The sequence below is a fragment of the Halostella sp. PRR32 genome, from assembly GCF_034808085.1.
GTDB classification, from domain to species: domain Archaea; phylum Halobacteriota; class Halobacteria; order Halobacteriales; family Natronoarchaeaceae; genus Halostella; species Halostella pelagica.
Genome location: NZ_JAXHGL010000001.1, coordinates 809,212 through 821,708, shown reverse-complemented (window position 1 = coordinate 821,708; position 12,497 = coordinate 809,212). Strand labels below are relative to the sequence as shown.

Sequence of the window (12,497 nt, the reverse complement as noted above, 5' to 3'; positions counted from 1 at the left end):
GGGCAACGCCTCCGTTCTCCTACTGGTCGAGTAGGTTATCCGCGAGCATCGGGACGAACGTGCCGATGTCCGAGACCATGCCGATCGCCTGTGCGCTCCCGCGGTCGAGCAGTTGCGTGACGGTCGAGGGGTTGATGTCGACACAGACGACGCGGGTCGTCGAGGGCAGGCAGTTGCCGACCGCAACGGAGTGAAGCAGCGTCGCGAGCATGAGCACCATGTCGGCGTCGCGGGCCTGCTCGCGGATCGCGTTTTGCGCCTCGACGGCGTCGGTGATGGTGTCGGGCAACGGCCCGTCGTCGCGGATGGACCCAGCGAGGACATAGGGGGCGTCGTTCTCGACGCACTCGTACATGATCCCCTCGGTGATGACGCCGTCCTCGACTGCGGCCTCGATCCCCCCCGCGCGAATGATCTCGCTGATGGTGTAGATGTGGTGCTTGTGGCCTTTCCGGGGGTGTTCCATCGTCTCCATGTCCATCCCGAGCGAGGTGCCGTAGAGGCCGCGCTCGATGTCGTGGACGGCGAACCCGTTGCCGGCGCTGATCGCGTCGACGTAGCCCTCCCGGACGAGACGGGCCAGGTCGTCGGCCGCGCCCGAGTGGATAAGCGCCGGGCCGCAGACCGCGAGCACGTTTCCGCCCTCCTGTTTGGTCTCCTCGACGGCGTCCGCGACCTTCGCGATGAGCGATTCGGACGGCCGTTCGCTGCTGACCCCGCCCTGCATGAAGCCGAACGCGCCGCCCTCGTCGCCCCGCGGCCGCTCAGGCGGTTCGACGCGGATGCCCGCCTCGCCGGTGACGATCATGTCGCCTTCCTCGACGGCGTTGAGGACTTTCGTGTACGCTTTCGGTCCGACAGCCCCCCGCTCTCGCAGTTCCTCGTCGTCGCTCGCTCCGTCCGAGTCGCCTCGCGTTCCGCGCTCGACGACTACCGCACAGTCCATCTCGATGTTGTCGACGGGGATCCACTCGTCGTCCACGCGGACTTTCGTGGGGTGGTTCGTCGTGGAGTAGAAATCCGTCGGCACGACCTGGTCCTCGGGAGCGGGTTCGAGCGTCGCGTCCGAGGGGTCGAGCAACGTCGCCCCGTTCTGGTGGAGTTCGTGAAGGATCGAGCGGAGGTCGTGTTCGGTGTCGGCGGAGACCGCCAGACGTGCATACGATTCCTCGTGTTTGTGTCGGCCGATATCGAACTGCTCGACCTCGAAGGAGCCGTCCATGTCCATGATGAGACCGAAACAGCGACCCATCATCCCGGAGTCGATGATGTGGCCTTCGAGTTCGACGGTACGCGTGGCAGTCATGAGGAAGGCATAGCGAGAGGACGACAAGAGCGTTGTGGAGACGACACGCCGCCGGAACGCAGAAAGTGACAGATTATTTACTATAACGGAGGGGAAATTTAAGTAACCAGTAAACAACACCGCGAATATGAACCGTTCGGCGGTACTCGTTGCACTCCTCCTGATCACGAGCGCTCTCGGAGCCACTGCCCCTCTCGCGGGGGCCGACTCCGACGAATCAACCCCGTCCGCGACAGCTGACGGCGGTACTCCGGACCTCGTAACGCTGGAACTCTCGGTCGTCGACGACGACGGTACCCCCGTCGGGAGAGCGGACGTGAACGTCACCTACGACGGCGGATACAACGAAACCACGACAGTGTCGAACGGCCGCGCCCTCGTGGACGTTCCCCGGGGCGTTTCACCCTATATCTACATCGAGCACGACGACTACGTTCGGAACTTCCCCTTCGAGCCCCAGCCTCTGGAATCGAACACTGAGATCGAGGTGACGGTCCATCCCCGTGCGAACGCGACTATCGACGTGAGCGACGACAGCGGTGCCGTCGACGGCGCTCGGGTTTCGCTGAAGAAAGACGGGAACGTTCGAACCGTCGAACGGGGCCGAACTGACGCGGACGGGACGTACCGGACCGACGGTATCGAGGCCGGCGAGTACACCGCCAGAGTAGTCAGGGAAGGGTATCTGAAGGACGAAGTCGAGTTCACGGCCGACGGCGAAACGACCGTCTCCGCCGAACTCGAATCCGCCCGGACGAACGTGGACGTGACCGTGCGAGACGGCCACTTCAACAACTCGACGCCCGTCGGCGATGTCAGTATCACGGTGTCGAACGACGGCGACGAGGTGACGACGGTCCATACGGATACACGGAACGGCGAAGCGGCGACCCGTCTCGGCGTCAACACGGAGTACACCGTCACCCTCGAACACCCGGAGTACGAGACAGTCGAACGCGAACTGGAGATCGACGAACAGGACGACGTGGCTGTCACGTACAACATCACGCGAACGCCCGGCATCTCGATCGAACCGGCGCAAGATAGCGTCGATGTGGGCGGAACGGTCCGCATCGAAGTGACCGACGAGTACGGGCAACCGATCGGCGACGCCGTCGTGTACCGCGGCGACGAGGAAGTCGGCCAAACAGACGGTAACGGCGTTCTGAGCGTCCCCATCACCGCCGCCGGCGAGTTCGAGATCACCGCGGAGTCCGACGGCCTGACCGCAGACGCCGTCACCGTCGAGGGCGTCGGCGAAGCGACCGAGACTGCGACCCCCGATACGAGCGGCGACGGGGAAGAAACCGATAGCGACGGCGGCGGCTTGCCCGGATTCACCGTCTGGGTAACGGTGATCGCCCTGGCGGCGACGCTCGTCGCGTTTCGCCGTCGCGACTGACGCAGTTCACCCGCCCTGCCCAAGTAGTTCTCCGGTTTCTATCCCGCTGACCAGCGCGGCGTGCAACCGGCCGTCGCCAGCGACCCAGTCGCCGGCGAGATAGAGGTCGTGATTCCGCGCTCGTTCGACCGCCCCCTCTGCCACGCCGTCGTCCGGGAGCGCGTATCGCCACTCGCCGATGTCGTGCCAGTCCGGCTCCGCGAGGCGGTCGTCGTCGAGCAATTCGGACGCGTGCTCCGCCGCGTCCGCGGCTATCGCATCGCCCTCGTCGCCGTACCGCGACGCCGACCAGTCAGGTGCCATCTGGACGACCAACAGCGACTCGCCGCCGGGAACGTGGCCCGGCTTGCACTCCTCCCGCGAGAGCCACCCGACCTCGTGCTCGCGGTCGGTGTTGACGAGTGCGTAGTGCGGCACGTCGACGGAAAACGGGTAGTGGAGGGCGACCGAGATGATAGTACGGTACGGGACCGCCGCAACCGCCTCGCGGATCCGCTCACAGACCGGGTGATCCCACTCCGCGGCGGCGAGGACGTCCGCAGTGTTCGGGGCGGTCGGCGTCAGCACGACCGCGTCGAACGCTCCGTTTCGAACGCGCCCGGCACGTTCCCCGTCCGCCGAACCGTCGCTCGTCCACACGACCCATCCGTCGTTCGTCCGTTCGAGCGACTCGACGGTCGCCTCGGTTCTGACCGCGGGGTCTGCGGCATCGCAGAGACGGACGGCGAGCGTTGCGATACCGTCCTCGTACGTCCACTTGTGTTCATCGGCGTCCCGTCCCGGCGACACCTCGCCGGCGGCGTCGAACGTCCACACCGGGCCGTCGACCTCGACCAGACCGTCCGAGAGCGGTCCCTTAACGAGTTCCGTAACCCGCGAATCGCCGTCTTTCAGGTAGTTCGCACCGTAGTCGTACGCACATCCGTCACGGTGGCGAGTCGCCGCGCGCCCCCCTATGTCGTCGTCGCGTTCGAACAGAGTGACGTGCGCCGCTCTGTCGCGGAGCGAGTACGCCGCACCGAGGCCAGCGACGCCGCCGCCGACGATAGCGATAGACTGCATCGCGTCCGAGTACGCACTGCCGGCCAAAAGGTTCGACGAGTCATGTCGGATGAAACTTCTCGACGAGGTTCGACACGGCGGTGTGACGACAGTCTTCGTGGGCCGCCGACCGGTGTCTCTCAGTCTTCGTTGGCCGCCGCCCGACAGTATCAGCCGTCACCGACTCCCTACTCGTTCTCGATGTGGACGACCAGGACCGGTCGTTCGGACTCGTCGACGACTTTCTCCGTGATGCTTCCCATGTTGACGATGCGGTCCCGGCCCGAGCGACCGTGCGTGCCGATAGCGATCAGGTCGACGCCGTGATCGTCGGCGTACTCCAGCAGTTTCCGATGAGGAACCCCTTCCCGAAGTTCGGTCTCGACGTCGAGAGTCGTTTCGTCGAGTCGGTCGAGAACCGCGGTGATCGCCGACTCTCCCTCCTCTTCCAGCCCCGCCAGGACCTCGTCCTGTTCGTCTTTCCCCGCGGCGAGGTAGACGCGGCGGTCGACGACGTGGACGACGTGAAGCGTCGCGTCGTGATTGGCCGCGATCTCGCGGGCGTGGGAGAGCGCCGTCATCGTTCCCTCGCTCCCGTCCGTCGGCATCAGAACATCGTCGTACATGGGCTGACGATCTCAGTCCACGCACTTGAATCGAACCGTGATCGCGTCTCCATCGGCCGACGGAACGCCGGCCGGAAACGAGAGATTAATGAGTGGTGGTTCCTGTGTACCGGTAAGTAAGGTCGACTTTCGATGGGTATAATCGAATTTCTCGGCGCTGTCGTCGCTCTCGTCGTCGTTCTCGGCGTCGGTACCGTCGTCCACGAATACGCCCACGCTTCGGTACTCCGAGCGGGCGGCATTCCGTACGAGACCGAGTGGCTCCCCGACCGCGACGGTGCCGACCTACTCCGGGCGGGCGCGTTCGGCACGTGGGCCGCGGTAACGCCGCAGGCGCTCCCCGAGAACACGTCTCCGTGGCTACTCCGCACGTCGGCGCTGATGCCGCTGGCGCTCGCGACGCCGTTCGCCCTGATCCCCCTGGGTATCGTTCCGGACCCCGTCAGCACCGGTAATCCGTACGTAATCACGGGCAGCGTCGCGTGGTTGGCGTGTGCGCTGCCCAGTCCGCAGGACTTCTCGCTTGTCTGGTACGCCGAACAGGCTATCGCCGAGGCATGACGGCCTCCGCGGGTCAGTCACTCGTCCGGCGTCATCCCCGCGTGGTCGTCGAGCGTCCGGTGGCGACGCATCCGCGCCCGCAGGTCGTCTGCTGCGGCAGGGGCTTCGATGTCTTCGGCGTCGCGGTCGGCGCACTCCTCGGAAGACAGCGGAAACCGCCGGATATCGTGGTGGATGGCGATGCCCGCGTACGCGCCGTCGCCGATGGCGACCGGCGTCTGGTTCTGCCCGTGGGTCACGTCACCGACGGCGTAGACGCCGTCGACGCTCGTCTCGTAGTCGTCGTCGACTGCGACGGACCCGTCGTCGTTTATGTCGCAACCGAGGTCGGCAGCGAGGTCGGAGTTGTACGACCGTCCGTAGACGGCGAACCCGCCGGCGTACTCGCGGGTGGTGCCGTCGCCGAACTCCAGTCCCCCGATCCACGGCGGGTCGGCCGCTCCGTCGTCCGGAAACGTCGACGCGACAGTTCGTGAGAGGACCTCGACGGGATGCGTTTCGACCTGTGTCGCCGTCTCGTCGTCCCAGGACGGGTCCTCGCCGTTTAACACCAGATCCACGTCGCCGGTGAAGTTGAGCAGGGTCATCGCGATCTCCGCGGCGTGGTCGTCGTGGCCGACGACGAACACGCTGGCGTCGCCCAGCGTGTACGCGTCGCAGTGGAGACAGTAGTGAAGGCCGTGACCGGTGTACCGCTGGAGATCCGGAACGCGCGGCGCTTCGTCGGTGAAACCCGTCGCAAGCACGACGCGGTCCGCGAAGATGTCCGCGTGCGCGGCTTCGACGTGAAACCGGCGGCCGCCGTCCGTCGCTTCTCCCGCTTCGCCTCCGTCACTCGTCGAGGGTCTGTCGGCAGGCGTCTCTTCGCCGCCTGTCTCCGCTCCGTCCGTCCCCGTCTCTCCGTCGGCAACCCGCTCGACGCTCGTCACGGCGTCCTCGTAGTAGTCCACTCCGTACTCCTCTAACTGGGCAACCGCGACGGCCGCGAGTTCCGGGCCGGATGTCTCCTCGGAGACGCCGATCAGGTTGTGGACGGCGTCGACGAGTTCGTGTCGGCCGCCCTCGCGCGTTACAAGCGCGGTGCGGTGACCGAGACGGGTCGTGTACAGGGCCGTCGTCAACCCGGCCGGACCGCCGCCGACCACGATCACCTCGTAAGACGGTTGTCGAGTCATACTCGGGGTAGGGCATCGAGCCAGTTCATCGCCCGGGTCGACGTTTAACTAAGTCGCCGTCGTAGATCTGTCGTCAGAGAACCGATGAAACTCAAGAATTTCTTCAGCGCACCGGCGCAAGGCGAAAGGAGACAGAACCAACGCGACGACGAGGCGATGGGGGAAAGCGGCGGTCGCCTCCGCAGGCAACTCCGTTCGGGACGGCTCGCTATCTGGACCGGGGCGGTCTGGATCGTTCGCGGGCTCCGCTCTCGCGAAAAGCGGGGCCGGAGACTCGCCCTCGGCACTCTCGCGCTGGGCGTGGGTCTGCTCCAGCGACGCGCCCGCCGGGAAGGACAGGAGACGCTCTCTAGCGCCGAATACACGGACACGATTACCGGTTCCAAGGACGAAGGGATCGAAGCGGAGACGGAAATGACTGAAGTCGAACTCGGAGGGTCCGACGAGAGGACCGACGAACCGCCGGAGGACATCCAGACGGACATGGAAGCGAGCGGCGAGATGACCGACGACGAGGAGGACTTCGGGCTCGACGAGGACGGACACGACGACAGTCCCGGCGACGACTCCGAGGTGGTGTTCGACGACGAAACGGAGGAGATCGACACCGAGGAGACAGGTGTGGACGCAGACGAGGGAGAGGAGACGACGTTCGGAGCGGACGACAAGGAGGAAACCGAAGAGTAACCCGCCGGAGACCGTGGCACTGTGACGCTTTGACGAAGCGGATTCGTTTGGTAACTCTTTCCTGCCGCGCCCGGTCAGGGGGCGTAATGACCCACAAGATCGGCCTCGTCGGGAAACCGTCGGTCGGGAAGTCGAGTTTCTTCAACGCCGCGACGATGAACGACGTGCCGGAGGGCGCGTACCCCTTTACCACCATCGACCCGAGCGTCGGCGAGGCGTACGTCCGCGTCGACTGCGCGGCACCGGAGTTCGGCGAGACCTGCACGCCGGAGACGGGCTACTGTCAGGACGGGAAGCGGTTCGTCCCGGTCAAACTCGTAGACGTGGCGGGGCTCATTCCCGGCGCACACGAAGGAAACGGACTCGGAAACCAGTTCCTGACGGACCTGAACGAGGCGGACGTACTCGTCCACGTCGTCGACTTCTCCGGGAAAACCGACCTCGAAGGAGAGCCGACGGAGGACCACGACCCGCGCGACGACATCGATTTCCTGGAGAACGAACTCGACATGTGGTATCTGGACGTTCTGGAGAAAGGCATCGAGCGCCACCGCTCCGGCTACGACGGGGAAGAGTCGAAGGTCGAGGTCGACCTCGCGGAGCAGATGAGCGCCTTCCGGACGAACAAAGACGAGATCAAACAGACCATCCTGTGGCTCGACCTGCCGCTCGACCCGGACGAGTGGGACGCCGACGACCGCGCGGCGCTGGCCCGCGAGATCCGAAAGCGGACGAAGCCGATGGTGATCGCCGCGAACAAGATGGACACGCCGGAGGCCCAGTCGAACTACGAGGAGATCACGAACGACCCCGAGTACGACCATCTGACGGTCGTGCCGACCAGCGCCCACGCCGAGAGGGCTCTCAAGACCGCCGCCGAGGAGGACTCGGTCGACTACCGGCCCGGCGACGACGATTTCGAAGTCACCGGCGACATCGCAGAGGAGCAGGCGGAGGGGTTAGAGCAGATCCGCGAGTTCGTCGGCGCGTTCGACGGAACGGGCGTCCAGCGGACGCTTGAGACCGCGCTGTTCGACGAACTCGGCGGCGTGGCGGTGTTTCCCGGCTCCTCGAACGGCGTCGTGACCGACGAGGGCAAGGTGTTGCGGGACTGTTTCATCCTGCCCGAGGGGTCGACGGCGGAGGACTTCGCCTATCACCTCCACTCGGACATCGGCGACGGGTTCCTCCACGCCGTCGACTGTCGGACCGAGCGCCAGATCGGTGCGGACCGGGAGCTAGAGAACCGTGCGGTCGTCGAAATCCTCTCGACGAATCAGTAGTCGGGCGACTCACGGCGGCTACTTTCCTGGTCGCGAGAACTCCGGTAGACGCTCGGACGGTCGCTAGAACCCGGAAGCCGCTCGGTCGGCTACAGGAACCCCCTGCGGCCGCTCGGCCAGTGCGAGAAAACTCGGCGTCGAACGTCTATTCCGCGGGGTTGTTACCGCGCTCGAACAGGTACACCATCTCCCACAGCGCGTCGTCCATGTCGCCGTCCTGGGACGCCTCTTCGAGTTTGTCGTACAGGCTGTCGGAAACCTCGATCTCGGGCATTAGTCGTGTGTGCGACCTCCGAGAGTAAAAGCGTACTGTGATTCGAAACCGAGTTAATTTACGCCCTCTTGCGGTTTCTGGACTGTCTGTGGGTGTCGTGCGCCCGTGTCAGCGCCGCGCGTACGCCAGACTAAACGTCTCGACCGCGTCGCGGTCCGCCGCGATCAGGTCTCCGGCGCGGTCCGGCGTCGTGAACGCGCCGATACCACCGTACGGCATCGCGTACAGCGCCCCGACGGACGCTCCGCCGGCCGCGTCGGCAGTCGGGAGCGTCCCGCCGTCCAGCAGCGACCGCGGTACCCCGTAGCAGACGGCCGCGGCGTCGGTCCGAGCGACGGCGACGCTCGCATCGAGGGCGTCGCGGTCCTCGAGAGACACGGCGTCGAGAGCCGAGAGATCCGCCCCCTCGATCCAGAGGTCGAACCGGTCGAGCGGCCGGAACTCCGCGTCGCGCTCCGCCCGGCGCAGCGCCGACCGAACGTCGAGGGCGTCCGGATAGACGAGCGCGTCGAGCGGCACGCTCGGACGGCGGCGGTCCACGCTGACGGCGACCCGCGTCGTGTCACCGTCGGCGAGGGTCGCCCGACCGGTCGAGTGCCCCAGACAGAACTGGCCGAACGTCCCGAACCCGCGGTCGGGGACGATCTCGGTCGCCTCGCGTTCCGAGACGAACGTGTCGGGGTCGCACGGCCGGACGTAGACGCCCCGGAGCGTGGTCTCGCCCCGAGACTCGATACGCAGGTCGAGCGTGTCGCCAAGAAACCGCTCGCGGTCCAGTCCGCGAAGTATCGACACGTGCGGCCCGTCGTCGAAGCGGTACTCCCCGTCGGCGTAGCCCCCGATGTCAGCGAGGAACGTCCAGTCGCCGTCCGTCGACCGCAGCGAGACGCTGTGGTCGTGAAAGCCGACCGCGTCGGTGTGAACCCAGAGGTCGAACCGCTCCCGCGGGTCGTACCCCTGCCGGGTCGGATGGGTGCCCGACCAGGCGTACTGGTACCGGTCGCGGGCGACAGTGAACGTGGAGACGTCCGGCCGGTCCCCGAACTCCTCGGCGTCGCCCTCGTTCGGAACGTACGGGTCGAACCCGGTGCGCGTGCGCTTGTACTGGTTCCGGGAGTACCAGCCGACGCCGTCGGCATCAGCGTCGAGCGCCGTCCACAGGTCCTGACGCATCGCTGTCCTGCTCGGCGTGTGGTTCGGGTTGATCGTGTGCGCCTGGCCCATGTAGAACACCTCGCGGCCGTCGACGCCCTCGCGGGCGTTCTCGATCAGGCTTCGGATCGCGTCGTTCGCCGGTTCGGCCCCGGCGTCTTTCTCGTACCAGCCGCGGTAGAAGTCGACGAACGCGAAGTCCGGCAGCGCGTCGCGGTCGCGGAGCGACGACAGCAGGTTCGCGTACGTCTCCGGCGTCTTCGAGTCGACGACGTAGGGGAAGTGGACGAAGATGCCGACGTCGATGTCCGGCGCGACGTCCCGTATCGCCTCCCGCTGTGCCGCGAACACCGCGGGGCCGTGTTCCCGGAGGTTCGCGACGGACTCGGCAGTCCACTTGCCCCCCTCGGCCCACCGGCCTGAGACGGGGGCTTCCTGCCAGAGGACGATCCGGCCGCCGTCGACGCGGTCGCGGTACAGTTCGGCGACGCTCCGGAGTCGGTCGAGATGCCGCTCCCGTCCGTCGTCGTCGGTGACGAACTCCTCGGCCGTTAGCTGGTTCAGGATGCCGGTGTTCAACCAGACGTCGACGCCGCGTTCGGCCGCCGCCTCGACGTGCGGGCGGACGGCGTCGACGACATCCGGCACGTTCACGTTCGTCTTCACGAGCACGACGGCGAGGTCGTGCCGGTCGGCGAACGCGAGGACGTTGTCTCGGAGTCGATCCGTCGTCCGGAGCGACCCGTTCAGCCAGACGAAGTCCTGCTGGTCGTCGTTTCGCACTGCGGGCACCGACCGGCCGGCCGTCTTACGCCCGCTAACGTCACCAGCGACGAGGAGACTGCCCGCGACGCCGCCGGTCGTGCGGAGCCAGTCGCGCCGCGTGACATCCGGGAGCGCTCGACGCCCGGTCATTCCGCACCGGAGGGAAACGCCGACAGCGCTTCCCGGTAGAACTGTTCGACGGCCCTGTTGTACGCGGCCGGTTGGTGGAGGTTACAGGTGTGGCCGGCGGCGTCGACGGCCTCGACGCGGGTGTTCGGGGCGACCGCCGCGTGGGCGTCCTCGCCGCGCCGAGAGAGCAGGTCGCCCTCCCCGTTGAGGATGAGCGCCGGACCCGAGTACGCGCCGAACTCGCGGCGGAAATCCCGGCCGGCCAGCGCTTTCCCGGCCGTGCCGAACGGTCGGAAGTAAAACCCCGCGTCGATTATCCCCCGCTTTTCGTCCTCGTGCAGGTCCAGTTTCCGGATGATCCGCTTCCAGACCGAACTGTATCCTCTGCGGACGAGTTTGCTCTTGCTCGCCAGTCGCGAGACCACGCTGACGACGCGCGTGAGCGTGCCGAGCAGACCGGTCGGGTTCGCGCTGCTGCCCGAGATAACCAGCGCGTCGACCTTCTCGCCGTGGCGTGCGGCGTACGCCGTCGCGAGATACCCCCCGAGCGAGAGGCCGACTACCACCGCGTTCCCGTCCGCGGCCGTCTCGACAACCCGGTCGAGCAGAGAGAGGGCCTCGTCGAATCGGAACTCCTCCGCGGCGCGCTCACCGTGGCCGGGGAGATCGAACGAGATAACCCGGAACTCCTCGCCGAGTTCCGATTCCTGCGGCAGCCACATCTTTCGCGTCAACGTCACCCCGTGAACGAACACGACAGCGGTCGCGTCCGAGTCTCCCGTAACGGTGACTCCGCGCAGATCCGTCTGTGACGATCCCACCATACCACCGTCCTACGACGAACCTCCGTTTAGTAGTCGGGGCCGGGTCGTCGCGGAGCAAACGCTTATTGTCTCGGGCGGACGACGTGAGTTACAGGTGGAAGGGGAATGGTAACACTCACCATAAGCACGGTCGTGACGGGGCTGTTCCTCGTGGCGGTGGCCGGCGCGACGGTCGTCGGGTCGCGCCGCGCGGCGTCCGGCGGCAGTCCCACGCGCTCACGGGATGCGGAAACCGCCGGTAGAAGCGGTGATCCAGTCCTCCCCGGCGAGCGACTCCTCGCGCGTCTGTACGACGACGTGGCCGCGTGGATCGTCGGCTTCGTGATCGTCACTGTCGGGTTCGCGGCCGCCGGCGTGTTCGCTCTCGGCGACCCGGCGACGCTCGGCGACATGCTCCCGATACTGTTCGTCGCCATGTTGGCGTTGTATCTCCTCGCCGGCGTCTACCTCCTCGGTCGTCAGCGAGGGCATTCCAGCGCGCTCGCCGTCGCCGAGAGCGCCACCGCGTTCGGCGTGTTGCTGGTGGCGGGCGTCGTCGTGAAACTCGTCGCGGCCGGATGAGCGTGAGACGGACCGCCCTCGCCCGGCGACGGCGGTGGGAGCGATGAGCGGCGCGACCGGGCACCGACTCGACGCGGTGACGTCGCGCCGAGATGTCCGGCTACTCGTTCTCGCCGTCGCGGCGGAGTTGCTCCTCGTCGCGGTTCACTTCCGGGTCCGGCCCGGCGAACCGACATCGCTACGCTACGTCCTCTACCCGTTCGTCTGGATCAATCTCGGCGTGCTGGCGGCGGTGAAGACGCCCCCGCCGAACGCGTCCCGCCGGCGGGAGGCGGTCGCGCTTGTCCTCGCCGTGGCGTACTTCGCCGTCCTGGCGACGGTTGGCGGTCTCGTGGGGCTGACCGGCGACCCCCAGGGGCCGCTCGGAACCCGCTTCGCCGTGCGCTCGCCGGGGTGGGGTCCGGTCCTGTCGTACGTCTCGCCCTCGTTTTACGTCACCTTCGTGCCCTATCTCGCGGTCGGCTATCTCTCGCTCTCGTATCTCCTCTACGTCGCGACGACGAAGGCGCTGAGTGCGACCGCGCTCGGCGGCCTCGGCCTGGTCGCCTGCGTCGGCTGTAGCCTTCCGGTGTTGACGACGCTCGCCGCGGGCGTGGCCGGATCCGCCGGTGCCGCGGCGGCGTACGCGCACTCGGTCGACATCGCGACCGCCGCGTTCGTCGTGACGGTGGCGCTCCTGTACCGGCGACCGGGGATCGAGTGATCGCTCGG

13 protein-coding genes are annotated in these 12,497 nt (G+C 66.7%); 6 read left to right on the top strand and 7 right to left on the bottom strand.

Features of this window, described 5'->3' with window-relative positions; all coding sequences use genetic code 11:
* Positions 1-19 precede the first annotated feature (19 nt).
* Positions 20-1,306, bottom strand: a complete 1,287-nt coding sequence (locus SM753_RS04345) for a TIGR00300 family protein (RefSeq protein WP_323190676.1) — start codon at positions 1,304-1,306, stop codon at positions 20-22.
* 127 nt (positions 1,307-1,433) lie between these two features.
* On the opposite strand from SM753_RS04345, the gene SM753_RS04340 reads away from it, so the two are divergent.
* Positions 1,434-2,708 (top strand): carboxypeptidase-like regulatory domain-containing protein, encoded by a 1,275-nt coding sequence (locus SM753_RS04340; RefSeq protein WP_323190675.1) that lies wholly within the window; start codon positions 1,434-1,436, stop codon positions 2,706-2,708.
* A 6-nt stretch (positions 2,709-2,714) separates the two neighbouring features.
* Here SM753_RS04340 and SM753_RS04335 read toward each other — a convergent pair whose 3' ends face one another.
* Positions 2,715-3,770 (bottom strand): FAD-dependent oxidoreductase, encoded by a 1,056-nt coding sequence (locus SM753_RS04335; protein WP_323190674.1) that lies wholly within the window; start codon positions 3,768-3,770, stop codon positions 2,715-2,717.
* A 167-nt stretch (positions 3,771-3,937) separates the two neighbouring features.
* Positions 3,938-4,375: a universal stress protein gene (locus SM753_RS04330; protein WP_323190673.1), complete on the bottom strand. Its 438-nt coding sequence runs from the start codon at positions 4,373-4,375 to the stop codon at positions 3,938-3,940.
* A gap of 132 nt (positions 4,376-4,507) precedes the next feature.
* Here SM753_RS04330 and SM753_RS04325 point away from each other — a divergent pair, with 132 nt between their 5' ends.
* Positions 4,508-4,936 carry a hypothetical protein gene (locus SM753_RS04325; protein ID WP_323190672.1) on the top strand — a complete coding sequence of 143 codons (429 nt, stop codon included), beginning with the start codon at positions 4,508-4,510 and terminating at the stop codon, positions 4,934-4,936.
* A 17-nt stretch (positions 4,937-4,953) separates the two neighbouring features.
* Here SM753_RS04325 and SM753_RS04320 read toward each other — a convergent pair whose 3' ends face one another.
* Complete coding sequence (locus SM753_RS04320; RefSeq protein ID WP_323190671.1) at positions 4,954-6,111, bottom strand: NAD(P)/FAD-dependent oxidoreductase; 1,158 nt, start codon at positions 6,109-6,111, stop codon at positions 4,954-4,956.
* Positions 6,112-6,195: 84 nt separating this feature from the next.
* Between SM753_RS04320 and SM753_RS04315 the strand changes: the two genes are divergently transcribed.
* Positions 6,196-6,798 carry a hypothetical protein gene (locus SM753_RS04315; protein WP_323190670.1) on the top strand — a complete coding sequence of 201 codons (603 nt, stop codon included), beginning with the start codon at positions 6,196-6,198 and terminating at the stop codon, positions 6,796-6,798.
* Positions 6,799-6,884: 86 nt separating this feature from the next.
* Positions 6,885-8,081: a redox-regulated ATPase YchF gene (locus SM753_RS04310; protein WP_135535824.1), complete on the top strand. Its 1,197-nt coding sequence runs from the start codon at positions 6,885-6,887 to the stop codon at positions 8,079-8,081.
* Between the two features lie 145 nt (positions 8,082-8,226).
* Here the strand turns inward: SM753_RS04310 and SM753_RS04305 are convergent, their stop codons facing one another.
* From SM753_RS04305 to SM753_RS04295, 3 genes are all read right to left on the bottom strand, one after another.
* Positions 8,227-8,355 carry a phosphohydrolase gene (locus SM753_RS04305; protein ID WP_135535825.1) on the bottom strand — a complete coding sequence of 43 codons (129 nt, stop codon included), beginning with the start codon at positions 8,353-8,355 and terminating at the stop codon, positions 8,227-8,229.
* A 108-nt stretch (positions 8,356-8,463) separates the two neighbouring features.
* Positions 8,464-10,422: a hypothetical protein gene (locus SM753_RS04300; RefSeq protein ID WP_323190669.1), complete on the bottom strand. Its 1,959-nt coding sequence runs from the start codon at positions 10,420-10,422 to the stop codon at positions 8,464-8,466.
* The gene (locus tag SM753_RS04295; protein WP_323190668.1) at positions 10,419-11,225 is read right to left on the bottom strand and encodes an alpha/beta hydrolase; all 807 of its coding nucleotides are present in this window, start codon (positions 11,223-11,225) and stop codon (positions 10,419-10,421) included. The genes SM753_RS04300 and SM753_RS04295 overlap by 4 nt, the downstream gene beginning before the upstream one ends.
* 105 nt (positions 11,226-11,330) lie before the next feature.
* Between SM753_RS04295 and SM753_RS04290 the strand changes: the two genes are divergently transcribed.
* Together SM753_RS04290 and SM753_RS04285 are read left to right on the top strand one after the other, a co-directional pair.
* Positions 11,331-11,786 (top strand): hypothetical protein, encoded by a 456-nt coding sequence (locus tag SM753_RS04290; RefSeq protein ID WP_323190667.1) that lies wholly within the window; start codon positions 11,331-11,333, stop codon positions 11,784-11,786.
* A 43-nt stretch (positions 11,787-11,829) separates the two neighbouring features.
* Positions 11,830-12,489 carry a hypothetical protein gene (locus SM753_RS04285; protein WP_323190666.1) on the top strand — a complete coding sequence of 220 codons (660 nt, stop codon included), beginning with the start codon at positions 11,830-11,832 and terminating at the stop codon, positions 12,487-12,489.
* The last annotated feature ends 8 nt before the right edge of the window (positions 12,490-12,497 follow it).

Coding starts and splice junctions, on each gene's coding strand:
- SM753_RS04290 (WP_323190667.1), top strand. CDS start 11,331: ATGGTAACACTCACCATAAGCACGGTCGTGACGGGGCTGTTCCTCGTG.
- SM753_RS04335 (WP_323190674.1), bottom strand. CDS start 3,770: ATGCAGTCTATCGCTATCGTCGGCGGCGGCGTCGCTGGCCTCGGTGCG.
- SM753_RS04325 (WP_323190672.1), top strand. CDS start 4,508: ATGGGTATAATCGAATTTCTCGGCGCTGTCGTCGCTCTCGTCGTCGTT.
- SM753_RS04295 (WP_323190668.1), bottom strand. CDS start 11,225: ATGGTGGGATCGTCACAGACGGATCTGCGCGGAGTCACCGTTACGGGA.
- SM753_RS04285 (WP_323190666.1), top strand. CDS start 11,830: ATGAGCGGCGCGACCGGGCACCGACTCGACGCGGTGACGTCGCGCCGA.
- SM753_RS04310 (WP_135535824.1), top strand. CDS start 6,885: ATGACCCACAAGATCGGCCTCGTCGGGAAACCGTCGGTCGGGAAGTCG.
- SM753_RS04345 (WP_323190676.1), bottom strand. CDS start 1,306: ATGACTGCCACGCGTACCGTCGAACTCGAAGGCCACATCATCGACTCC.
- SM753_RS04320 (WP_323190671.1), bottom strand. CDS start 6,111: ATGACTCGACAACCGTCTTACGAGGTGATCGTGGTCGGCGGCGGTCCG.
- SM753_RS04305 (WP_135535825.1), bottom strand. CDS start 8,355: ATGCCCGAGATCGAGGTTTCCGACAGCCTGTACGACAAACTCGAAGAG.
- SM753_RS04340 (WP_323190675.1), top strand. CDS start 1,434: ATGAACCGTTCGGCGGTACTCGTTGCACTCCTCCTGATCACGAGCGCT.
- SM753_RS04300 (WP_323190669.1), bottom strand. CDS start 10,422: ATGACCGGGCGTCGAGCGCTCCCGGATGTCACGCGGCGCGACTGGCTC.
- SM753_RS04330 (WP_323190673.1), bottom strand. CDS start 4,375: ATGTACGACGATGTTCTGATGCCGACGGACGGGAGCGAGGGAACGATG.
- SM753_RS04315 (WP_323190670.1), top strand. CDS start 6,196: ATGAAACTCAAGAATTTCTTCAGCGCACCGGCGCAAGGCGAAAGGAGA.